Origin of the sequence: Spirillospora sp. CA-142024, from assembly GCF_050942325.1 — a bacterium.
In the GTDB taxonomy this organism is placed as follows: Bacteria; Actinomycetota; Actinomycetes; order Streptosporangiales; family Streptosporangiaceae; genus Spirillospora.
Window position 1 is genome coordinate 2,106,386 of sequence record NZ_CP192077.1, and the last position, 21,727, is coordinate 2,128,112.

Genomic DNA, 21,727 nt, shown 5'->3' on the forward strand with positions numbered 1-21,727 from the left:
GGCATGTCGCCGTGGCGGTTCGTCGTGGTGTTCGGCGTGGTCAGCATGCTGGCCGACGTCGTGTACGAGGGCGCGCGGTCGATCACCGGACCGTTCCTCGGGTCGCTCGGCGCCGGCGCCACCCTGGTCGGGGTGGTGACCGGGGCGGGCGAGGCCGCGGGCCTGGTGCTCCGGCTGGTCAGCGGCCCAGCGGCGGAACGGACCGGCCGGTACTGGGCCTGGACGATCGCCGGCTACGGCCTGACGGTCGTGGCGGTGCCCGCGCTGGCGCTCCCGGTCGGGCTGGCCGGCGCCTGCGTGCTCGTGATCGCCGAGCGGGTCGGGAAGGCGACGCGCAGCCCCGCCAAGGACACCCTGCTCTCGCACGCCGGCACCCCCATGGGACGCGGGACCGCATTCGCCGTGCACGAGGCGCTGGACCAGACGGGCGCCTTCGCGGGCCCGCTGATCGTGGCGGGAGCCATCGCCTGGCACGGGTACGGCGCGGGGTTCGGCGTGCTCGTGCTCCCCGGCGTGGCGGTTCTCGCCGTGCTGGTGTGGCTCGCCCGCCGCGTCCCCGACCCCTCCGTCTACGAGACCGGGGCCGAGGACCCGCGGGCAACGGGCGGGCGTCGGGGCGCGCCGCTCGCCGGACTGGGCGGCGTCTTCTGGCGTTACGCGGCCTTCTCGGCCGCGACCATGGCGGGGTTCGCCACGTTCGGCCTGATCGGGTTCCATCTCGTGGACGCCGGGCTGCTCCGGCCGGAGCTGGTCCCCGTGGTGTACGCGGTGGCCATGGCGGTGGACGCGGTCGCGGCGCTCGCCACGGGCCGCCTGTTCGACCGGTGGGGGCTGCGCGTCCTGGTGGTGCTACCGGTGCTGGCCGGTGGCGGGACGGTCCTCGCACTCACCGGTTCGGTCGTCCTCGCGCTCGCCGGGGCGGGGCTGTGGGGAGCGGCGATGGGCGTCCAGGAGTCCACGATGCGCGCCGCCGTCGCCGACCTCGTCCCGGCCGCGCGGAGACCGACGGCCTACGGCGCCTTCGCGGCGGTCTACGGCGTCGCGTGGCTGGCCGGCGGGGCGGCGCTCGGAGCCCTCTACGGGCACGCGCCGGCCGCGCTGGCGCCGGTGGTGATCGCCGTCCAGGCGGTGGCGCTCGCCATGCTCTGGCCGTCCGTCGGCCGTCCACGGCTCACGTCGGCGGAATCAGGACCGAGTCGATGATGTACACGGTCGCGTTGGCGGTCTGGACGTTGCCGCAGAGCACGTTCGCGGCGCCGACCATGTAGGAGTCGCCCGAGCCGCTGGCGGTGAGCGTGGCGCCCTGCAGGGTCTTGAACCTGCCGGCCCCCAGGCCGCTCGGCGAGATCCTCTTGCCGATGACGTGGTAGTTGAGGATGCTCGCGAGCGTCTTCTTGTCGGCCAGCAGCTTGTCCAGCCTGTTCTTCGGAATCTTCTCGAAGGCCTTGTTGGCGGGCGCGAACACGGTGATGTCCTTGGCGGAGTCGAGCGTGCCGGTGAGGCCCGCCTTCTCGATCGCGTCGGCCAACTTGGACAGCATGGGGTTGGTGGACGCCGCCGTCGCGAACGGTTCGGTGGACATGCCGCTGGAGCCGTCCGGGCCGGTCGTCGAGATGCCCGCGCACCCCGGGCCGAACGGCAGGCCCGGGCCGTCGCCGGTGTCGGACGAGGCGGACGAGCTGGGCGGGGCGGACGAGCTGGGCGACGCCACCCCCGAGGCGTCGTCGCCGCAGCCGGCGAGCCCGGCCGGCAGGGCCACCGCGGCCAGGATGCCGACGGCGATTCCGATGCGATGCATGGGTGAACTCCTATGGCGGTCGACGAACAGCCGGTCTGGACAGCTTGCAGCGATCAGATCACGGTCGCCACCACCGAATGCCGGCCGTCCGGTGCCCCCTTCCCTTACTCCCAAGCTCAGCTGCGGCTCCGGGCCGTGGCACGACGTCGCAAAATCGCGGCCTGACCAGGGCGTTTCCGCGGAGGGAGGGAAGTGTTCCCTCTGGAGGTGGAGCGTGGACAGCAATGCGAAGGTTAAGGCGGGCGCGGCGGCGGTGGCGGGGGTGCTGGTGCTCGCCGGGTGCAGCGGCGGGGACGGTGAGAACGCCGAGCCGGCCGCGGTGCGGACGTCGGCACCGGTCTCGGGCGGGGCGTCGGACCTGCAGCAGCAGTACGAGAAGGTCGTGGACGCCGTTCTGCCGTCGGTCGTGAAGATCCAGACCGACCAGGGGGAAGGGTCGGGTGTCGTGTTCGACGGCCAAGGGGACATCGTGACCAACGCGCACGTGGTCGCCGGCGCGAAGAAGATCCAGGTCACGTCCTCCAGCGGCGGGTCCCCGCTGGACGCGTCCCCTGTCGGCGCGTTCGCCGCCGACGATCTGGCCGTCGTCAAGGTGCACGGCGGGTCGCTGAAACCGGCGTCGTGGGGTGACTCCGGCAAGACCGAGGTGGGCCAGATCGTCCTCGCGATGGGCAACCCGCTGGGGCTGGCCGGGAGCGTCACCAACGGCATCGTCTCCGCGCTGCACCGGACGGTCACGACCAAGGGGGAGGGCTCCTTCCAGGGCTCGACGATCGCCGACGCCATCCAGACGAGCGCGGCGATCAACCCGGGGAACAGCGGCGGCGCCCTCGTCACCCTGGACGGGCAGGTGATCGGCGTCCCCACCGCGGCCGCGTCCGACCCGCAGATCGGCGGTGCGGCGGCCGGCATCGGCTTCGCGACGCCGAGCGACACCGTGAAGCGGATCGTCCCGCAGCTCATCCGGACGGGGAAGGTGTCGAACTCGGGCCGGGCGGCGCTCGGCGTGGTGGTGCGCACGATCGTCGACCCGCAGAGCGGGCAGCGGTCGTCGGTCGCCGTGGTCGAGGTCGAGAAGGGCGGCGGCGCCGCCGCGGCGGGGATCCAGGCCGGAGACCTGATCCTTTCGGTGAACGGCACCGCGACGCCCGACCAGACGGCGCTGTCGTCCACCCTGGCGAACCTCCAGCCGGGCCAGGCCGTGAAGGTCGAGATCCAGAAGCAGGACGGCTCCAAGAAGCAGGTGGACGTGAAGCTCGGCGAACTCCCCGGCGGCGCCTGACCCCGGCGCCCTCACCCCGGCGGGTGGACAGGGCCCGTTGACAGGGGCCTGTACGCGGGTACAGTGTACAAGCGTACAGGTTGCTGAACATTGGTACAGGGGTGGGGATGACGCCGAGCGAGCGGGCCGAGGATCTGACCGGACGCGCCCGCATCAGGGACGCGGCACTGCTGGAGTTCGCCGAGCACGGGGTGAAGGGCGCGACGATCCGGGGCATCGCGAAGGCCGCCGGGGTGTCGCCCGCCCTCGTCCAGCACCACTTCGGGACCAAGGACGCGCTGCGCGAGGCGTGCGACGCGTACGTGATCGAGACCATCAGCGAGACCAAGCGGGAGGCGCTCGACGGGGGGATCTCCAGCCCCGGCTTCCTGTCGGTCGCCATGCGGACGGCGCTGCCCGTCCAGCGCTACATCGCCCGTGTGCTGGCCGAAGACTCGGCGGCCTCGCGCACCCTGTTCGACGACGCCGTGGCGTTCAGCGAGGACTTCCTGGAACGCGGAGGACCCGGGATCTCCACGCCGAACACCGACGACCTGCACGGCTACGCGACCGTCATGACCGCCATGAGCTTCGGCCTCATCGTCCTCCACGAACACCTGTCGCGCGGCCTGGGCGGCAACGTGCTGATGGGCGAGGGCTACCCCCGGATGGCCCTCGCGATGCTGGACGTCCTTGAGGACAACATCATGTCGCCCGAGCTGACCGCGCAGGTGCGCGCCGCGCTGAAATCCCTGCCCGCCGCCGGCGGGCAGCCGCCCCACGAGGAGAAACGGTGACAACGAACGAGCCCCCCGTATCCGTGTCCGGCCTGGTCAAGAACTTCGGCCGGACCCGCGCGCTGGACGGGCTGGACCTGACCGTCCGGCCCGGCGAGGTGCACGGATTCCTCGGCCCGAACGGCGCCGGGAAGTCGACCACCATCCGGATCCTGCTCGGCCTGCTGCGCGCCGACGGGGGCGCGGTCCGGCTGCTCGGCGGCGACCCGTGGCGGGACGCGACGGAGCTGCACCGCCGCCTCGCCTACGTCCCCGGCGACGTGACGCTCTGGCCGAACCTGTCCGGCGGCGAGGTGATCGACCTGCTCGGCCGGATGCGCGGCGGGACGAACGCGCGCCGCAGGGCCGAGCTGCTCGACCGGTTCGAGCTCGACCCGCGCAAGAAGGGCCGCGCCTACTCCAAGGGCAACCGGCAGAAGGTCGGGCTGATCGCCGCGCTGGCGTCCGACGCCGAACTGCTGCTCCTGGACGAGCCCACCTCCGGCCTGGATCCCCTCATGGAGGAGGTGTTCCAGGAGTGCATCCGGGAGGAGCGGAGCGAAGGGCGGACCATCCTGCTGTCCAGCCACATCCTGTCCGAGGTCGAGGCGCTCTGCGACCGCGTGACGATCATCCGGAAGGGCGCCGCCGCCGAGTCCGGGACGCTCGCCGAGCTGCGGCACCTGACCCGCACCTCCATCGACGCGGAGCTGGCGTCGCCGCCCGACGGGCTCCCGCTGCCCGGTGCCCACGACGTCCGCATCGACGGCAACAAGATCCGGTTCGAGGTCGACACCTCCGCGCTGGACGCCGCGCTGCGGCAGCTCACCGAGGCGGGCGTGCGGAGCCTGACCAGCCGCCCGCCGACGCTGGAGGAGCTGTTCCTGCGCCACTACAAGGACGAGCTCGCCGCGGACGACCGGAAGGCGGTCCGATGAGCACGGTGGCGAAGGCGAGGGCGGAGGTCCTCGCCCCGCGGCGGACACGGCTGGGCGCACTGGTCGGGACCGGCGCCCTGATCAGGCTGATCCTGCGGCGCGACCGGTTCGTCCTCCCGGCGTGGGTCCTTCTGCTGACGCTGATCCCGGTCAACTTCGTGAAGGCCACCGACAGCCTCTACCCGGCGGCCGCGGACCGTCTGGAGTACGCGCACACCACCGGGACGAACCCCACGTTCCTCGCGCTGTACGGGCCGATGTACAACTCCGACCTCGGCGGCATCGTCGCGCAGCGGGTCGGCTTCATCCCCGTCGTCATCGGGCTGATCAGCGCTCTCACCGTCGTCCGGCACACCCGGACCGAGGAGGAGGCGGGGCGCCGCGAGCTGCTCGGCGCCACGGTCACCGGGCGCGGCGCGGGCCTGGCCGCCGCGCTCATCGTGACCATGGCGGCGAACCTCGTGCTCGCCGTCCTGCTCACCGCGGGCATGGCCGGGCAGGACCTGCCCGTCGCGGGCTCGCTGGCCGTCGGACTGCAGTTCGCCGCCGCCGGATGCGTCTTCGCCGCCGTCGCGGGCGTCACCGCCCAGCTCAGCGAGAGCGCCGGCGCCGCGCGGGGGACCGCCATCGCCGTGCTCGGCACCGCGTTCGTGGTCCGGATGGCCGCCGACGTCGGCGGCGACGGCAACGGGCTGTCGTGGCTCGGCTGGCTGTCGCCGCTCGGCTGGGGCAACCGGGTGCGCGCCTACGGCGGGGAGCGCTGGTGGACGTTCCTGCTGATCGTCGCGCTCGTGGCCGTCCTGGTGGCCGCCGCCGGCGTGCTGTCGGCCCGCCGCGACGTGGGCGCGGGGGTGCTGCCGCCGAGCCTCGGCCCGGCCGACGCGCCACGCAGGCTGTCGGGGCCGTTCGGTCTCGGCTGGCGGCTGCAGAGCCGTCCCCTCTACGGATGGCTCGCCGGGTTCACCGCGCTCGGCGTCGTGTACGGCGCGGTCGCGGGCGGCGTGGGGGACATGGTGAAGGACAACCCCGACCTGGAGAAGATCTTCACCCGGATCGGCGGGCAGACCGGGATCACCGATGCCTACTTCGCCTCGATCATGAGCACCCTCGGCCTGATCGCCGCCGCCTACGCGGTGTCGGCGACGCTGCGGCTGCGCACCGAGGAGTCCGGGGAGCGCGCCGAGCCGCTGCTCGCCACCCCGGCGGGACGGCTCCGGTGGGCGGCGAGCCATCTGGTGTTCGCGCTGCTCGGGCCGGTCGCGGCGCTCGGCGTCGCGGGGCTGGCCGCGGGGGTGGCGCACGGCCTGGACACCGGCGACCCCGGCCGCGAGGTGCCGCGCGTCCTCGGCGCCGCGCTCGCGCAGCTGCCCGCCGTCTGGCTGGTCGCGGCGATCGCGCTCGCCGTGTTCGGGCTGGCGCCCCGGTTCACCGGCGCGGCCTGGGCCGCGGTCGGCGTGTTCGCGGTCATCACGCTCTTCGGCGCCGGGCTGAACCTGGACCAGTGGGCCCTGGACGTCTCGCCGTTCACCCACATCCCGAAGCTGCCGGGACAGTCGTTCACGGCCACGCCCATGATCTGGCTCGTGGCGCTCACGGCCGCCCTGACCGTACTGGGCATGGCGGGGTTCCGCCGCAGAGATATTGCGTCGAGCTAACGGTCTGCCACGGGTTAGATTGACGGGGTGACAGCCCCGAAGCCCCTCGCCATCTGTGTGTTCTGCTCCTCCAGCGGCAAGATCGACCGCCGCTACGTCGATCTCGCCGCGGAGGCCGGCGCCGAGCTCGCCCGGCGCGGGCACAGCCTTGTCAGCGGCGGCGGCCGGGTGTCGTGCATGGGCGCCGTCGCCCGCGCCGCGCGGGAGGGCGGCGCCCGTACCGTCGGCGTGATCCCCGAGGGCCTCGTCAGCGCCGAGATCTCCGACGAGGACAACGACGAGCTGATCGTCACCCCGGACATGCGGGCCCGCAAGGGCGAGATGGACCGGCGCAGCGACGCGTTCCTCATCCTGCCCGGCGGCATCGGCACGCTGGAGGAGCTGTTCGAGGTCTGGACGGCCCGCGCCCTCGCCATGCACGACAAGCCGGTCGTCATCCTCGACCCGACCGGCGTCTACGAGCCGCTCCGCGAGCTCATGACCGGCCTGACCGAGCAGGGCTTCGCCCGCCCCAAGATCTGGGACGCCATCGGCTGGACGAACTCCGTCCCCGAGGCGTTCGACCTCCTGGAGCGGTCGCAGCCCCGCATCGAGTTCTCCCCCGAGGACTACGCGGAGGCCGAACTCTAGCCGCGCACCCGGCCATGGCGCCGGGGGCGGCTCGGATACCGTCGTGGTGTGCGCGCCCGCGACCTCGCCATCGAGTACCCCACCGTGACACCGGACGACACCGCGATGGACGCGGCCCGGCTCCTGGCGGGCCGGGGTCTGCCCGGCCTGGTCGTCGTGGACGGTCGGCGCCGCGCGGTCGCGGTGGTCCCGGGCTCGCGGCTGGTGCGCCAGATCGTCCCGCCGCACGTCCGGGACGATCCGGCCCTCGCCCGCGTCTACGACGAGCGGCACGCCGACCGGCTCTGCGCCAAGCTCGCCGACCGCACCGTCGCCGACCTGCTGGAAGACGAGCGGACACCGCTCCCGGTCGTCGACGCGGACGCGACCGTGATGGAGATCGCCAGCGTGATGGCCGGCGCCCGCAGCCCCGTGGTCGCCGTCTCCGACGACGAACGGCACCCCGAGAAGGGCGAGGTGATCGGCGTCGTCACCGCCGCCCACCTGCTGGACCGCCTGCTCCCGGCCGCCGGCGATGCCTGACCGGCCGTTCACCCACGCCATCACCCACGCCATCGAAGGAGACGAATGAGCGTCGATGTCCCCGCCTCGCGGGAGCTCGCCGGAATCGCCGAGATCGCCGCCCGCGCCACCGGCGACCGGCTGCGGACGGCGTTCCGCTCGCGGCCCCAGGTCGACACCAAGCGCGACATGCACGACCCGGTGACCGAGCATGACCGCGCGGCGGAGGAGACCATCCGGGAGGTCCTCGGCAAGCACACGCCGGGCAGCGTCGTCGTGGGCGAGGAGGGCGGCGCGCGCGGCGAGTCCGACGACGTCCGCTGGTACGTGGACCCGATCGACGGCACCGCCAACTTCGCCGTCGGCCTGCCGTTCTTCTGCGTCTCCATCGGCGCCGTCGCGGACGGTGAACTGGTCGCCGGCGCGGTGTACGACCCGGTGCGGGACGACATGTTCACCGCGTCCCTCGGCGGCGCCACCTGCAACGGCGAGCCGATACGGAGCCGCGGGGCGGCCCGCGACGAGACCGCCGTCGCCGCCACGTCCTTCCCGAGCGCGCACGACCTGCGCGGTGACCGGGAGGAGGCGCTGCGGCGCTTCGGCCTGATGGTGGACGCGTTCGCCACCGTGCGCCGCCCCGGCAGCGCCGCGCTCACCCTCGCGCACGTCGCCGCCGGCTGGACCGACGTCGCCTACGACTCGTCCATCAACGCGTGGGACATCGCGGCGGGCATGCTGCTGGTCAGGCAGGCGGGCGGCACGTACGTCCCGCTCCGCGGCGAGCCGGGCGGCGACGACTGGGACGCCCCCGGCTACCTGGCGTGCGTCGGCGGCTTCGACCTGGAGGGCTCCGTCATGGCCGGCGTCACCGACCTCAAGGGCGTGTGAGCACCGCCGACGGTCAGCGCTCGACGAGGGTGAGCGCGAAGGAGTAGCGGTCGGCGCGGTAGACGTGGCTGCCGTACTCGATCGCGGCGCCCTTGTCGTCGTAGGCGGTGCGGGTCATGGTCAGCAGCGGGACGCCGCGCCGCCCGTCCAGCAGCCGGGCCTCGGCCGCCGTCGCGCCGCGTGCGCCGATGGTCTGGTTCGCGATGCGCAGGTTGACGCCGGTCGAGCGGAGCAGCTCGTACAGGCCGTGCCCGGCGAGGTCGTCCTCGGTCACCGCGAGCACGCCGCTCGGCAGGTAGTTGGTGAGCAGGGCGAGCGGCTCGTCGCGGGTGAAACGGATCCGGCGCATCCGGGTGACCTCGGCGCCGGGCGGCACGCCCAGCTCCTTGGCCACCCCGTCCGCGGCGGGGACCGGGCCGAGTTCGAGCACCTCGGTGCGCGGTTCCCGGCCGGCCGCCGCGAGGTCGTCGTGCAGGCTGGTCAGCTCGATCGGGCGGCGGATCTCCGACTGCACGACCTGCGTCCCGACGCCCCGCTTGCGCACGAGCAGCCCCCGGTCGACCAGGTGCTGGATCGCCTGCCGGACGGTCGGGCGCGACAGCCCGCAGCGGCCGGCGAGCTCGACCTCGTTCTCCAGCCGGGTGCCCGGGGTCAGCTCGCCGGCCCGGATCGCCGCCTCAAGCTGCTGCGCGAGCTGGTAGTACAGCGGCACCGGGCTGCCGCGGTCCACGGTCACGCGCGGTCGGTACACCCATCGCCCCCTCTCGTCCCGGGACGATCGTACCCTCCGTCGTGTGCTTAACTTATTACCTCCTAATGTCATGACAAAGTTTCAGTGAGGCAGGTGGCGGTATGACGCTCGACACGGAGTCCGCGGCCGGGACGCGCGCCCGGCGGATCGGGGGGCTGACCGAGACCCGGGCCGTGCGGCCGGAGTCCATCGCCGAGGCGGCCGCGCGCCGCGCCCGGCGCCCGGCACTGCTCGGTGAGACCGGACGACTGATGATCATCGCCGCCGACCATCCCGCGCGCGGCGCCATCGCCGCCGGCGGCGACCCGGTCGCCATGGCCGACCGCGGCGAGCTGCTCGACCGGATCTGCACCGCGCTGGAACGGCCGGGCGTGGACGGCGTGATGGCCACCCCCGACGTGCTCGAAGACCTGCTGCTCCTCGGCGTCCTGGAGCACAAGATCGTGATCGGCTCGATGAACCGCGGCGGACTCGCCGGGGCGTCCTTCGAGATCGACGACCGCTTCACCGCCTACAGCGCCGGCGCCATCGCCGCGTCCCGCTTCGACGGCGGCAAGATGCTGCTGCGCGTGGACGCCGACGACCCGGCCACCGCGGACACCCTGGAGGGCTGCGCCCGCGCGGTGACGGACCTCGCCGGGCACGGGCTCATGGCGATGGTCGAGCCGTTCGTCTCCCGCCGCGTCGACGGCCGCGTCCGCAACGACCTGTCTCCCGAGGCGATGATGCGCGCGATCGCCATCGCCTCCGGCCTCGGCGCCACCTCGGCGCGCACCTGGCTGAAGGTCCCCGTCGTCCCGGACATGGAACGCGTCATGGCCGCCTCCACCCTGCCCGCCCTGCTCCTCGGCGGCGAGGTCTCCGCCGACCCGCGCGCCGCCCTCGAAGGGTGGCGCCGCGCGCTGCGCCTGCCCACCGTCCGCGGCCTCGTCGTCGGCCGCTCGCTCCTCTACCCGCCGGACGGCGACGTCGCGGCGGCCGTGGACGCCGCGGTGGACGCCCTGTAGGACGCACGGCCGGGCGGCGCCCACAGCAAGATTGTCCTGGGGGTTTGCCGTCCGGCCGATGGTCGTTCACCGCCGGTTCAGGGGCGGCGACCAGGCTCCCGCGTGATCCCCTCACGTGAAGGAGTGCCCATGTCCGTGACCCGTCGCGGAGTCGTCAAGGGCGGCGCGGCCGGCGCGCTGTCCATCGCACTCGCCGGAAGCCTGGACGGAATCTTCCAGACCTCCGCGGGCGCCGAAACAGGGGAGGCGTACGGCTACGGCCCGCTCATTCCCGACCCCAAGGGCGTCCTGGACCTGCCCAAGGGTTTCTCTTACAAGACGCTGTCGGTCGAGGGCGATCCCATCTCCGACGGCGTCGTCGTCCCGGGGCACCACGACGGGACGGCCACGTTCCCCGGCAGCAGGCACGGCCGCACCCGGCTGGTCCGCAACCACGAGCAGAGCAACAACGGCACCCGCGCCGTGGCGCCAGCCAAGCTGACCTACGACCCGGCGGCCAACGGCGGCACCACCACGCTGGAGGTCGACAGCCGCGGCAACCTGCTGTCGCAGTACGTCAGCCTCGCCGGGACGTCCACGAACTGCGCGGGCGGCCGCACCCCCTGGGGGACCTGGCTGACCTGCGAGGAGACCGAGGGGTTCACCGGCGAGACCAAGAGCCACGGCTGGGTGTTCGAGGTCGACCCGGAGGGCCGGCGCACCGAGCCGGTTCCGCTGACGGGGCTCGGCCGGTTCGCGCACGAGGCCGTCGCCGTCGACCCGCACACCCTCACCGCGTACCTGACCGAGGACGCCGCCAAGCCGTTCGGGCTGTTCTACCGGTTCCGTCCCCGCGCCCACCGCGGCGGCTACCACGCCTACATGGCGGGCGGGAAGCTGGAGGCCCTCAACGTCTCCGGCGTCCCCGACCTGTCGGCCGTGCAGGAGCCCGGGACGCGGCTGCGCGCCCAGTGGGTGGAGGTCCCGGACCCGTCGGCGAAGTCGACGTCCGTCCGCAAGCAGTTCGACACGATCACCCGGAGCCAGAAGCTCGAAGGCGCCTGGTGGGGCCACGGCAAGGCGTACTTCGTCTGCAGCTACTCCAAGAAGGCCGACGGCGGCGCGGCCGACCACGCCGGGCAGGTCTGGACGTACGACCCGCACAAGAACGAGATCGAGCTCCAGCTCATCTTCAAGCCGGGCGGGCGTTTCGACGGCCCCGACAACATCACCGTCTCCCCGTACGGCGGCGGCGTGATCCTGGCCGAGGACGGCGACGGCGAGCAGTACCTCATCGGCACCACCCGTAAGAACAAGCCGTTCGCGATGGCGCGCAACGCCCTCAACGAAAGCGAGTTCACCGGCGTCACGTTCTCCCCGGACGGGCGCATCCTGTTCGCGAACCGCCAGTCCGACCCGGGCGCGACGTTCGCCATCACCGGTCCCTGGCACCAGCTCCGCGGCTAGGCGGAACCCCGGCGGGCCGTTCCGCACGGCCCGCCGGGGGCGCCGCGCCCGCGTCCATGTTCGCGCCCATGGTGCCCGTGCCCGACGGCGCGTCCCGCGAAAGGACCGCCCGCTCTTGCGACCCATGCCGCCAGGCGTGGCACGATCGGGGACTGGGATTCGTCTCCCCTATGGGGTGCCGTGAGATCGGAGCGTGATCGTGGTCGTGGTTCTCGTCCTGGCCGGCGTGGCCGTGCTGGGCGCCGTCGTCGTCCTCGCCATGGGCAGGGGCGGCGAGCTGGCCGGGACCCATCCCGACTACGCGCCGCTCCGGGAGGACGCCCGGGGACGGCCGATCCTCGGCCGGGTGGGCTCCCGGTTCCGGTTCCCCGCGACCATCTGGGGCTACCAGATGCAGGTGACGGACGAGGCCGTCGACCGCCTCACCGAAGCCCTGCACGAGCGTGACGACCGCGTGGCCGAGCTGGAACGGCAGCTGCGCGACCTGCGCCGCCGCATCGGCGAGGGGGAGTCGGCCCGCCCGGTCGGCGCGCTGCACGGCATCGAGGAGCCCTCGGCGAACGGGGTACTGCTCGGCAAGGACACCGCGGAGCCGGAGACCGCGACGGAGGAACAGCAGCAGTGAGCCAGGTCGCCGTGCACGCCGAGGCGCTCTCGCAGGCCCCGCCCGAGCGTGTCTTCGAGGTCCTGACCGACTGGCCGCGACACGCCGAGTGGATGCCGTTCACCCACGCCGAAGGCGGCGACAAGACCGGCGACGAGCTGAAGGCGTGGACGGGGATCGGCCCGGTCGGCCTCCTCGACACCATGGTGATCACCGACTGGCGGGAGGGGCGCCGCGTCGCCGTCCGGCACACCGGCCGGGTGGTGCGCGGCGAGGCGTTCTTCAAGATCGTCCCCGCGGGGACGGGCAGCCGCGTCGTCTGGGCGGAGCGCGTCGACCTGCCGCTCGGCCCGCTCGGGCGCGCCGGATGGCTGGTCGCGGGACCGGTAGTGAAGGCGTTCATGACCGTCGGGCTCCGCCGGCTGGCCGTTCTGTCGCAGGCGTGAGGTAGAACGGCCGGGTGAGCACCGCGATTCTGGGCGAGGACGGGCTGGCCCGCTGCCCGTGGGGCCTGTCGGCGCCCGACTACGTCGCCTACCACGACGAGGAGTGGGGCCGGCCGGTCCGCGACGACCAGGGCCTTTACGAGCGGCTGTGCCTGGAGGCGTTCCAGTCGGGGCTGTCGTGGCTGACGATCCTGCGCAAACGCGAGGGCTTCCGGGCCGCGTTCTGCGGCTTCGACCCCGAGAAGGTCGCCGCGTTCGGCCCGGACGACGTCGGCCGCCTGATGGGCGACGCCGCGATCGTCCGCAACCGCGCCAAGATCGACGCCGCCATCGCCAACGCCCGCGCGTCCCTCGACCTCTCCGGCGGCCTCGCCGAGACCGTCTGGCGCTACGCCGACCCCGACTCCCCGGCCTACACCGACATGGCCGACGTCCCCGCTTCCACCGACGCCTCCAAGGCCCTCGCCAAGCACCTCAAGAAGCAGGGCTTCCGCTTCGTGGGCCCCACCACCGCCTACGCCCTCATGCAAGCCTGCGGCCTGGTCGACGACCACCTCACCGGATGCCACCGCCACCACGCGTACAGGTGATTACTCGGCTTTGGCGGCTTCGAGGACGGGGACCGCGGCGGCCCTGCGGGCCGGGAGGGCGGACGTCGCGAGGGTGACGGCGGCGGCGCCGGCGACGACCGCCGCGAACAGCCACCACGGCGGGTTCGGCGCCAGGAACGAGCTGCCCGTGGCCATGTGCATCAGGAAGACGGTGCCGAGGGCCGTGCCGATGCCGAGCAGGCTGCCCAGCAGCACGACCGTCGCGGCCTCCCAGCGGACGATCGAGCGGATCTGCGCCACCGTCGCGCCGACCGCGCCGAGCAGCCCGAACTCGCGGGTCCGCTCGCCGACGCTCATCGAGACGGTGGTCGCCATGCCGAAGAGGGCGAGGACGAGCGCCATCCCGATGAAGCCGTAGATGACCCGCATGCCCTTCGTCATCGCGCTGGACGCCGTCTTCACCTGTTGCCTTCAGCGTGGAGTCCTGTCCTTCAGGGCGGGAGGAGGCGCGGCACGGTGCTGCACAATGTTCTGCGGGTTTTGTCGGTGGCGGCCGGTAGCTTTCCGGGCATGTCCCGCTACCGTCTGCAGCCGACGCCCGCGCAGGAACGGGCGTTGCTGGAGCATTGCGGGTATGCCCGGTTCGTGTGGAACCTGGCCGTGGAGCAGCATGCGTGGTGGCGGCCGGGGCGCGGGTCGGCGCCGGGGTTCGCCGAGCAGTGCCGCCAGCTCACCCGGGCGCGGGCGGAGTACGGGTGGCTGCGCGGCGGGTCGGTGACGGTGCAGCAGCAGGCGCTCAAGGACTTCCACCAGGCCATGAGCAACTTCTTCGCCGGTACCCACCGCCGCCCCACCTGGCGCAAGGCCGGACGCCATGAGGGGTTCCGGATCGTGGCGGTCAAACCCGGCGACGTACGGCGGGTATCGCGGCGGGTGGGTCAGGTGAAGATCCCCAAGGTGGGGTGGGTGCGGTTCCGCTGGTCCCGGCCCGTCCCCGATGCCGCCAAGTCCTACCGCGTCACCCGGGACCGGGCAGGACGCTGGCATGTGGCGTTCGCCGCCCTCCCCGACCCCATCCCCGCACCCGGCACGGGCGAGGCGGTGGGGGTGGACCGGGGCGTGGCGGTCAGTGCGGCGTTGTCGACTGGTGACCTGCTGCAGGTACCCGGGCTGCGGGAGACCGAGCGGGCCCGGCTGGGACGGCTGCTGCGCAAACTCGCCCGCGCCCGGCCCGGGTCGAAGCGGCGGGCCAGAATCAAGGCCGCGATCGCCCGGCTGAAAGCCCGTGAGACCGACCGCCGCAACGACTGGATCGAGAAGACCTCCACCGATCTGGCCCGCCGGTTCGACGTGATCGCCGTCGAAGACCTCAACATCAGAGGCATGACCCGCTCGGCGCGCGGGACAGTGGAGGCGCCGGGCCGCAACGTTGGGCAGAAGGCCGGGCTGAACCGGGGCATCCTCGCAGCCGGGTGGGGCGGCCTGGTGCGGCGGCTGGAGCACAAGGCGCCCGGCCGCGTGGTGAAGATCGATCCGCGTAACACCTCGCGGACCTGTAGCACCTGCAAGCATGTCGCCGGGGAGAGCCGCAAGAGCCAAGCGGTCTTCTCGTGCGTGGCCTGCGGGTTCCGGGTCAACGCCGACGTGAACGCGGCAATGAACATACGCGATACGGCCGCAGGGCATGCGGTCGCTGCACGGGGAGGTCCGCCGCTGGGCGGGCCGACGAACCGTGAACCCCAACACGACCTGCCCCTCACTGGGTAGTTGGTCGCTGTTGGTATCCCCGCACTCACATCCACGAGGGGGAGGATGTCAAGTAACCGGACCTGTCCAGACCACCCGGACGCCCGCCGCCGTCCGGACGGTCACGTCCTTGCCGAGGTCGCGGGCCAGGTCGCCGCGCAGCTCCGCAGGCGGGACGCCCGCCGATCTCACCCAGACGCCCTGCCACGTCCCCGCCGGGAGCCCGGCCGCCCGCCGGACGGTCTCCGGCGGTGCCAGCAGCAGGTCCCCGCTCGCCACGGCGCTGTGCCCCTGCACGGTGACGATCCCGACGATCCGCATCTTCCGGCTCTGCTTCGGGAGCATCACCTGCAGCGGGTCGCCGACGTCCAGCTTCCCCGCGCGGGCGACGTGCCGGGTGACCGCGACCTCGCCGTCGGCGGCGGGCGCGCTGCCCGACTCCAGGTGGTATGGGTTGAGGCGGTCGTCGGACGTCCATGGCCGCAGCGTCGTCCGGGCCCCGGCCGGCGGCAGGATCGTCCTGCCGGCGGAACCGGTCGCGGTCACCGGGACCATCGCGTCCCCCGCCACCCCGGCGACACCGGGACGTCCCGCCACCTCGGCGAGCGCGACCCGGCCGTCCGGCGGCGAGTACGGGTCGTCGGGGTCGGCCGACCCGCCCTGGACGAGCACGTCCGCGCGGGAGTACTCGCTGGCGTCGCTGCCCGACACCGCCTCCTGCGCCCGCAGCGTGAACTGCAGGGAGCCCGCGATCAGCCCGATCGAGAAGACGGCGGCCAGCAGGGTGGCGGCCAGCCGCATCCAGCCCTCGGCGAAGGAGCGGCGCGCGATCAGCCACATGCCGGTCAGCCCTCCATCCGGCGCATCACGGCGTGCACCCGGTCGATCGTGGGCTGGAGCAGTTCATGCACGATCGCCCCGTCGGCCAGGAACAGCACCCGGTCGGCGTGCGCGGCGGCCCCCGGATCGTGCGTCACCATGATCACCGTCTGCCGGTAGGCGTCCACGGCGGTGCGCAGGAACCCGAGCACCTCGGCGCCCGACCGGGAGTCGAGGTTGCCGGTCGGCTCGTCCGCGAACAGGACCTCCGGCCGGGTCAGCAGCGCCCGCGCCACCGCGACCCGCTGCTGCTGCCCGCCCGACAGCTCGGCCGGACGGTGCGCCAGCCGCTCCCGCAGCCCGAGCGCGTCCACGATCGTGGCGAACCACTCGCGGTCGGCCCGCCGGTTCCCGAGCCGCCCGGTCAGCCGGATGTTCTCCTCCGCCGTCAGCATCGGCAGCAGGTTGAACGACTGGAACACGAACCCGAGCCGGTCGCGGCGCAGCTTCGTCAGCCGCGTCCGGGACAGCTTGGTGATGTCGACGTCCCCGATCAGCACCGAGCCGGACGAGACGGTGTCCAGCCCGGCCAGGCAGTGCAGGAACGTCGACTTCCCGGAACCGGACGGGCCCATGATCGCGGTGAACCGGCCCCGCGGGAAGGCCGCGGACACACCGCGCAGCGCGGTCACCGCGCCGTGCCCGTCCCGTACGACTTCACCACGTCGCGCGCCACGGCGACATGGTCGTGAACCTGCCCGGCAGGGGGTGCGGCGGTCGTCTGCGTCATGCCGTCCAGCAAACCGCCGCGGACCCCTCGCCCACATTGGCGCGGACTCCCCACCCCATGCGGGGGAAGGCCCTACCTCCACCCGACGGAAGGCCCGAGGTAGACCTGCTAACGACCCTCGAACGTCGGCTGCTGCTTCTTCAGGAACGCCTCGGTGGCGTTGTGGTGGTCGCTGGTCTTCTCGCACTCGTCCTGGAGTTCGGCCTCCCGTTCGAGGGCGGACGCCAGGTCGTGCGTCGCCGCGAAGTCGAGCGCCGCCTTGACCGCGCCGTAAGAGACCGTCGGGCCGGACGCGAGGCGCCGCGCCAGCTCCACCGACGCCGGAGCCAGCTCGTCCGCCGGGACGACCCGCGTCACCAGGCCCATCTCCAGGGCCTCCGGCGCCTTGACCGGTTCGCCGAGGAGCAGCAGTTCGGCGGCCTTGGCGCGGCCGACGAGGCGCTGCAGCGTCCACGACATGCCGCTGTCGGGGGCGAGGCCGATGCCGGTGAACGCGGTCGCGAAGCGGGCCCTGTCGGACGCGACGACCAGGTCGCACGCGAACGCCAGCGACGCGCCCGCGCCCGCCGCCACGCCGTTCACCGCCGCCACCACCGGCTTCCGCATCCCCGCGATCGCCAGCACGATCGGGTTGTAGTGCCTGCGGACGGTGTCGTCCAGGCCCTTGCCCGCGGCGAGGTTGTCGCCGTGCTCCCGGAGGTCCTGACCCGCGCAGAAGGCGCGTCCGGCACCGGTCAGGACGACCGCGCGGACGGCCGGGTCGGCGGCGGCGCGCACGACCGCCGCGCGCAGCGCCTCCTTCATCTCGGCGGTCAGCGAGTTCATCCCGTCGGGACGGTTCAGTGTGATCGTTCCCACACCGTCGCTCACGTCGTAAAGCACGGTCTCAGACATCGTCGTCCTCCCGGTCCTGGACAGATCTTCCCCGGCAACCATCGACGAACCCGGACGCGGCGGGCAAGCCCCGGCCCGCCCGCGCCGCCCCCGCCGGGCGGGTCTTCCTGCGCACGGTCTGCTGATCTGGAGGCTGATCGTTACCACTTCGCGCCCGGAAGACGAGATAATGGACCACTACTGATGACGCGGATGCGACACGCGGCCACGCGGCCAGAGGTGCGCGAGGCCGCGGCCCTACGCAGGAAGGGGATGCACGCATGGCGGCGATGAAGCCGCGGACGGGAGACGGTCCGCTCGAAGTGACCAAGGAGGGACGCGGGATCGTCATGCGGGTCCCTCTGGAAGGCGGCGGCCGCCTCGTGGTCGAACTCTCCGCGGACGAGGCCAAGGAGCTCGGCGAGGCCCTCAAGGACGTCGTGGGCTGACGCCCCGGCCGCTTCCGGCCTGTTGGTGACGGTCCCGGCGATGCCGCCGGGGCCCTTGCCATTTCCCGTAGAAGACAGCGTCACCGATCAGGGGGGACCTACCGCCATGCCCATCGAGACCCGCGTGCACGGCGCCGGCGGCACCGTGTCGCAGACCGCGGTCGACCTCGGGGCCGAGGTGGTGGCGGTTCCGGTCCGCTCGGGGCCGGTCGCCCCGGCGGCCGAGGTGGCGGCATCGCTGCCGTTCACGCTGGACGAACTGCTGGAGCTGCACAAGGCGAAGGGCGAGCCCGGGGAGATCACGGCCGCCCAGGTGCGCGTCGGTGACCGGGTCCGCGAACTGCTGCTCTACGGGGTGGGCGATGCGGCCCCGGCCGACCTGCGCAGGGCCGGCGCCGCGTTGGCCCGCCGCGGCAGGGGGCGGACGGCGCTGGTCGCGGGCGTGCCGGACGGCGACCTCGCCGCCTTCGTCGAGGGCGCGCTGCTCGCCTGCTACGAGTTCAAGATCGGCGCCGCGCCCGCCCGGAAGGCGCTCGGCACCTTCGCCGTGCTGACCGAGGCCGGGCCCGAGTCCGACGCCCCGGCGATCGAGCTCGGCACCGCGCGGGCCACGGCCACCGCGCTCGCCCGTGACCTCGCCAACACCCCGGCCCGGGAGAAGGACCCGTCGTGGCTCGCCGCACAGGCCGAACGGGTCGCCGCCGAGGCCGGCCTCACCGTCCGCGTGCGCGGCGAGAAGGAGCTGGTGGACGAGGGTTTCGGTGGGCTGCTGGCCGTCGGCGGCGGGTCGTCTCGGCCGCCCAGGCTGATCGAGCTCTCCTACGACCCCGAGGAGCCGGACGGGCGGCACGTGGTGCTCGTCGGCAAGGGCATCACGTTCGACAGCGGCGGCCTGTCGCTGAAGCCGAACGACAACATGAAGACGATGAAGACCGACATGGCGGGCGGCGGCGCGGTCATCGCCGTCATGAGCGCGCTGCGCGGTCTCGGCGTCCGAGCCCGCGTCACCGGCCTTGTCGCCGCGGCGGAGAACATGCCGTCCGGGTCGGCGATGCGGCCCGGCGACGTGATCACCCACTTCGGCGGGACGACCTCGGAGGTGCTGAACACCGACGCCGAGGGGCGTCTCGTGCTCGCCGACGCCCTCGCGTACGCCGACGCCGAACTCGACCCGGACGTGGTCGTGGACGTCGCCACCCTGACCGGCGCCGCGAAGGTCGCCCTCGGCCTGCGGCACGCAGCGCTGTTCTCCAACGACGACGCCCTCGCCGCCGCGCTCACCCGGTCCGGGACGGCGGCGGGCGAGCCCGTGTGGCGGCTCCCGCTCGTGGAGGACTACCGCGCCGCGATCGACTCCGACCTCGCCGACATCAACAACATCGGCCGCGGCGGCTACGGCGGCGGATCCATCACCGCGGCGCTGTTCCTGCGCGAGTTCGCCGGCGACCGGACCTGGGCGCACCTCGACATCGCCGGTCCGGGCCGCTCCACCGCCGAGGACGCCGAGATCACCCGCGGCGCCACCGGCTTCGGCGCGCGCCTGCTGCTGGACTGGCTGACCCCCTGATCACTTCGTCCGGCGGTCGATCACCGGGACGCGGCGGCGCCGCCTGGCCTGCTTGACGATCTCCGGGAGCGTCGCGTCCCAGCCCGCCTCGACCGCGAAGCACCACGGCACCGCCGCGGCCGTGGACGGCACGTCCCGCATCGTCAGCGCCACCAGCGGCGGCCGCTCCGACGTGCGGGCCAGCTCCGCCAGCTCCGGCGTCGGCAGGAACACGACATAGTCCTGCTCGCCCCTGCGGGTACCGCCGACGCCGCGCCGCAGCGCCGTGATCGCCGCCACGTCGTCCCAGGCCAGCGTCCGGCCTGCCCGCCGGGGCAGCGGCCACCGCGCCGGGCGCCGCACCCCGTCGCCGTCCAACTCCAGGACGGGACGGCGCGCCAGCATCCCGCCGGCCGACACGAGCAGGCCCGCGCCGAACAGCACGAGCCCGGCCACCCCGAGAATCATGATCGCGACGCTGCCCACGCCGGCGCCGCGCAGCACCCCGCCCGCGATGAACGCCACCGACGCCAGGAAAAGGATCACGAACGCCGCCAGCTGCCAGATCCCGCGCCACGTGACCCGGTTCCGCACCGCGAAGACCTCGCGCGTCCCGGTCACGTCCATGGGGAGGGGTCAGCCGCGTTTCACGGCGCAGATCAGGCCGTCGCCGACCGGGATCAGCAGGGGGACGAGCCGGTCGTCCTCGCGGATCATCCGGTGCACCTCGCGGATCGCCTCGGTCTCGGGGTCGCGCCGGGCGGGGTCGGCGACCCGGTCGTGCCACAGCGCGTTGTCGAACGCGACGACGCCGCCCGGCCGCAGCAGCCGCAGCGCGTCCGTCAGGTACTCGGGGTACTCCCGCTTCGCCGCGTCGCAGAACACCATGTCGTAGGCGCCGTCGGTGAGCCGCGGCAGCACCTCCAGCGCCGGCCCGATGATCATCCGGGTGCGGAAGCCGGACAGGCCCGCCTCCCGGTACGCCTGCTTCGCCAGCCGCTGGTTCTCCGGCTCGATGTCGACGCTCGTCAGCACCCCGTCCCTCGGCATGCCGCGCATCAGCCAGACTCCGGACACGCCGCACCCGGAGCCGACCTCCACGACCGTCCGGGCACCGATCAGCGTCGCGAGGAACCGCAGCGCCGCGCCGCCGGCCGGGCCGATCGGCATCGCGCCGACCTCCGTGCCGCGGCGCCTGGCGTCCAGGAGCGGCTCGTCTTCGGGGAGGAAATCCTCCACATAGGCCCGGGTGGCCTCAATGGCGTCGATGGCTGCCTCCTCGCGGGACCCCCGCATGGCTCATGCTGGAAAGACCATATCGTTGACAGGGAACCAACTGGAGTTTCAGCGCGTTGTAACCAGCGCAAGCGCAAGCACCGAGTCGGTCCAGAACCGCCCCAGCCCAGGCGAGACCGTGCCGTTCCAAGGCGAGAGCCTTGGCTCACGAGAGAGGAACAGCCCGGCACCATGGGAGTCGCAGCACTCAGTTTCAGAAGCGCTGTGGGGGTCGGCCCCAGGCAGGGGCTCGGGAACGCCGCTCGCACCCGCGAGAACGCCCCCGAGGCCGAGTGGGCACCGCCGTCCTGGGACGAGGTCGTCCGCGAGCATTCGGCCCGCGTCTACCGGCTCGCCTACCGCCTCACCGGTAACCAGCACGACGCCGAGGACCTCACGCAGGAGGTCTTCGTCCGCGTGTTCCGTTCGCTTTCGAACTACACGCCGGGGACGTTCGAGGGCTGGTTGCACCGCATCACCACGAACCTCTTCCTCGACATGGCGCGGCGCCGCCAGCGCATCCGCTTCGAGGGGCTCGCCGACGACGCCGCCGAGCGCCTCCAGGGCCGCGAGCCGACCCCGGCGCAGGCGTTCGACGACAGCAACTTCGACGCCGACGTCCAGGCCGCGCTCGACGCGCTGGCCCCCGAGTACCGCGCGGCCGTCGTGCTGTGCGACATCGAGGGCCTGTCCTACGAGGAGATCTCCGCGACCCTCGGGGTCAAGCTCGGCACCGTGCGCAGCCGCATCCACCGGGGGCGGGCGCAGCTGCGGGCCGCGCTGGAGCACCGGGCGCCCACCCGGCGCCGGCCGGGGACCCGGAACGACTACCAGACCGCGCTCGCCGAGGACGAGGGGGCCGCACGCGATGCGGAGGTCCTGGACGGGGCGCCTCGGGAGCGGCACGCGGCGGGCGGCGTCAGGCCGCTGCCGGAGGGCGTGTAAAGCCGTACTTGCCGCGCGCGGGCGGGACCGCG

25 protein-coding genes and 1 pseudogene are annotated in these 21,727 nt (G+C 73.2%); 18 read left to right on the forward strand and 8 right to left on the reverse strand.

Features of this window, described 5'->3' with window-relative positions; all coding sequences use genetic code 11:
- The first annotated feature begins 3 nt into the window (after window positions 1-3).
- Window positions 4-1,203, forward strand: a complete 1,200-nt coding sequence (locus ACQPZP_RS10180; RefSeq protein WP_433477381.1) for an MFS transporter — start codon at window positions 4-6, stop codon at window positions 1,201-1,203.
- Here ACQPZP_RS10180 and ACQPZP_RS10185 read toward each other — a convergent pair.
- Window positions 1,172-1,798, reverse strand: coding sequence for a fasciclin domain-containing protein (locus tag ACQPZP_RS10185; protein ID WP_433477382.1), 627 nt, complete (start codon window positions 1,796-1,798; stop codon window positions 1,172-1,174). The two genes, ACQPZP_RS10180 and ACQPZP_RS10185, sit on opposite strands and share 32 nt — an antisense overlap.
- Before the next feature lie 214 nt (window positions 1,799-2,012).
- Here ACQPZP_RS10185 and ACQPZP_RS10190 point away from each other — a divergent pair, with 214 nt between their 5' ends.
- The 8 genes and pseudogenes from ACQPZP_RS10190 (at window position 2,013) to ACQPZP_RS10225 (ending at window position 8,447) form a co-directional block, all read left to right on the forward strand.
- Entirely contained in the window at window positions 2,013-3,080 is a 1,068-nt protein-coding gene (locus ACQPZP_RS10190; RefSeq protein ID WP_433477383.1) for a S1C family serine protease, read from the forward strand.
- A 107-nt stretch (window positions 3,081-3,187) separates the two neighbouring features.
- Window positions 3,188-3,856 (forward strand): TetR/AcrR family transcriptional regulator, encoded by a 669-nt coding sequence (locus tag ACQPZP_RS10195; RefSeq protein ID WP_433477384.1) that lies wholly within the window; start codon window positions 3,188-3,190, stop codon window positions 3,854-3,856.
- Between the two features lie 77 nt (window positions 3,857-3,933).
- Window positions 3,934-4,278: pseudogene (locus ACQPZP_RS10200) on the forward strand (ATP-binding cassette domain-containing protein); the annotation flags it as partial.
- 33 nt (window positions 4,279-4,311) lie between these two features.
- Window positions 4,312-4,773, forward strand: a complete 462-nt coding sequence (locus ACQPZP_RS10205) for a DUF4162 domain-containing protein (RefSeq protein WP_433479585.1) — start codon at window positions 4,312-4,314, stop codon at window positions 4,771-4,773.
- Complete coding sequence (locus ACQPZP_RS10210; protein WP_433477385.1) at window positions 4,770-6,428, forward strand: ABC transporter permease; 1,659 nt, start codon at window positions 4,770-4,772, stop codon at window positions 6,426-6,428. The genes ACQPZP_RS10205 and ACQPZP_RS10210 overlap by 4 nt, the downstream gene beginning before the upstream one ends.
- A gap of 27 nt (window positions 6,429-6,455) precedes the next feature.
- Entirely contained in the window at window positions 6,456-7,058 is a 603-nt protein-coding gene (locus tag ACQPZP_RS10215; protein WP_433477386.1) for a TIGR00730 family Rossman fold protein, read from the forward strand.
- A 48-nt stretch (window positions 7,059-7,106) separates the two neighbouring features.
- On the forward strand, window positions 7,107-7,580 hold the full coding sequence (locus ACQPZP_RS10220; RefSeq protein WP_433477387.1) for a CBS domain-containing protein: 474 nt from the start codon (window positions 7,107-7,109) through the stop codon (window positions 7,578-7,580).
- 45 nt (window positions 7,581-7,625) lie between these two features.
- Entirely contained in the window at window positions 7,626-8,447 is an 822-nt protein-coding gene (locus ACQPZP_RS10225; RefSeq protein WP_433477388.1) for an inositol monophosphatase family protein, read from the forward strand.
- Between the two features lie 13 nt (window positions 8,448-8,460).
- Here ACQPZP_RS10225 and ACQPZP_RS10230 read toward each other — a convergent pair whose 3' ends face one another.
- Window positions 8,461-9,183 (reverse strand): GntR family transcriptional regulator, encoded by a 723-nt coding sequence (locus ACQPZP_RS10230; protein WP_433477389.1) that lies wholly within the window; start codon window positions 9,181-9,183, stop codon window positions 8,461-8,463.
- Between the two features lie 116 nt (window positions 9,184-9,299).
- Between ACQPZP_RS10230 and ACQPZP_RS10235 the strand changes: the two genes are divergently transcribed.
- From ACQPZP_RS10235 to ACQPZP_RS10255, 5 genes are all read left to right on the forward strand, one after another.
- A complete protein-coding gene (locus tag ACQPZP_RS10235) occupies window positions 9,300-10,205 on the forward strand; it encodes a Cgl0159 family (beta/alpha)8-fold protein (protein ID WP_433477390.1) in 906 nt (301 codons plus the stop codon).
- A gap of 129 nt (window positions 10,206-10,334) precedes the next feature.
- Entirely contained in the window at window positions 10,335-11,651 is a 1,317-nt protein-coding gene (locus tag ACQPZP_RS10240; protein ID WP_433477391.1) for an alkaline phosphatase PhoX, read from the forward strand.
- Window positions 11,652-11,844: 193 nt separating this feature from the next.
- Window positions 11,845-12,276, forward strand: coding sequence for a hypothetical protein (locus tag ACQPZP_RS10245; RefSeq protein WP_433477392.1), 432 nt, complete (start codon window positions 11,845-11,847; stop codon window positions 12,274-12,276).
- Complete coding sequence (locus ACQPZP_RS10250; protein ID WP_433477393.1) at window positions 12,273-12,701, forward strand: SRPBCC family protein; 429 nt, start codon at window positions 12,273-12,275, stop codon at window positions 12,699-12,701. Before ACQPZP_RS10245 ends, ACQPZP_RS10250 begins: the two co-directional genes overlap by 4 nt.
- A 14-nt stretch (window positions 12,702-12,715) precedes the next feature.
- Window positions 12,716-13,291, forward strand: a complete 576-nt coding sequence (locus ACQPZP_RS10255) for a DNA-3-methyladenine glycosylase I (protein ID WP_433477394.1) — start codon at window positions 12,716-12,718, stop codon at window positions 13,289-13,291.
- On the opposite strand, the gene ACQPZP_RS10260 is transcribed toward ACQPZP_RS10255, so the two are convergent.
- Window positions 13,292-13,714, reverse strand: a complete 423-nt coding sequence (locus ACQPZP_RS10260; protein ID WP_433477395.1) for an ABC transporter permease — start codon at window positions 13,712-13,714, stop codon at window positions 13,292-13,294.
- A gap of 108 nt (window positions 13,715-13,822) precedes the next feature.
- Between ACQPZP_RS10260 and ACQPZP_RS10265 the strand changes: the two genes are divergently transcribed.
- Window positions 13,823-15,019 carry an RNA-guided endonuclease InsQ/TnpB family protein gene (locus ACQPZP_RS10265; RefSeq protein ID WP_433477396.1) on the forward strand — a complete coding sequence of 399 codons (1,197 nt, stop codon included), beginning with the start codon at window positions 13,823-13,825 and terminating at the stop codon, window positions 15,017-15,019.
- A 48-nt stretch (window positions 15,020-15,067) separates the two neighbouring features.
- On the opposite strand, the gene ACQPZP_RS10270 is transcribed toward ACQPZP_RS10265, so the two are convergent.
- From ACQPZP_RS10270 to ACQPZP_RS10280, 3 genes are all read right to left on the reverse strand, one after another.
- Entirely contained in the window at window positions 15,068-15,838 is a 771-nt protein-coding gene (locus ACQPZP_RS10270) for a hypothetical protein (RefSeq protein ID WP_433477397.1), read from the reverse strand.
- Between the two features lie 5 nt (window positions 15,839-15,843).
- Window positions 15,844-16,509: an ABC transporter ATP-binding protein gene (locus ACQPZP_RS10275; RefSeq protein ID WP_433477398.1), complete on the reverse strand. Its 666-nt coding sequence runs from the start codon at window positions 16,507-16,509 to the stop codon at window positions 15,844-15,846.
- A 206-nt stretch (window positions 16,510-16,715) separates the two neighbouring features.
- Entirely contained in the window at window positions 16,716-17,501 is a 786-nt protein-coding gene (locus tag ACQPZP_RS10280) for an enoyl-CoA hydratase-related protein (protein ID WP_433477399.1), read from the reverse strand.
- Between the two features lie 260 nt (window positions 17,502-17,761).
- On the opposite strand from ACQPZP_RS10280, the gene ACQPZP_RS10285 reads away from it, so the two are divergent.
- Both ACQPZP_RS10285 and ACQPZP_RS10290 read left to right on the forward strand, forming a co-directional pair.
- The gene (locus tag ACQPZP_RS10285; protein WP_083980698.1) at window positions 17,762-17,929 is read left to right on the forward strand and encodes a DUF3117 domain-containing protein; all 168 of its coding nucleotides are present in this window, start codon (window positions 17,762-17,764) and stop codon (window positions 17,927-17,929) included.
- A 106-nt stretch (window positions 17,930-18,035) separates the two neighbouring features.
- Window positions 18,036-19,496, forward strand: coding sequence for a leucyl aminopeptidase (locus ACQPZP_RS10290; RefSeq protein ID WP_433477400.1), 1,461 nt, complete (start codon window positions 18,036-18,038; stop codon window positions 19,494-19,496).
- Here the strand turns inward: ACQPZP_RS10290 and ACQPZP_RS10295 are convergent, their stop codons facing one another.
- Both ACQPZP_RS10295 and ACQPZP_RS10300 read right to left on the reverse strand, forming a co-directional pair.
- Window positions 19,497-20,102, reverse strand: a complete 606-nt coding sequence (locus tag ACQPZP_RS10295) for a hypothetical protein (protein ID WP_433477401.1) — start codon at window positions 20,100-20,102, stop codon at window positions 19,497-19,499. It abuts the gene before it with no gap.
- Between the two features lie 9 nt (window positions 20,103-20,111).
- A complete protein-coding gene (locus tag ACQPZP_RS10300; protein ID WP_433477402.1) occupies window positions 20,112-20,771 on the reverse strand; it encodes an O-methyltransferase in 660 nt (219 codons plus the stop codon).
- A gap of 171 nt (window positions 20,772-20,942) precedes the next feature.
- Here ACQPZP_RS10300 and sigE point away from each other — a divergent pair, with 171 nt between their 5' ends.
- Window positions 20,943-21,695 carry an RNA polymerase sigma factor SigE gene (gene sigE / locus ACQPZP_RS10305; RefSeq protein WP_433477403.1) on the forward strand — a complete coding sequence of 251 codons (753 nt, stop codon included), beginning with the start codon at window positions 20,943-20,945 and terminating at the stop codon, window positions 21,693-21,695.
- Window positions 21,696-21,727: the final 32 nt, after the last annotated feature.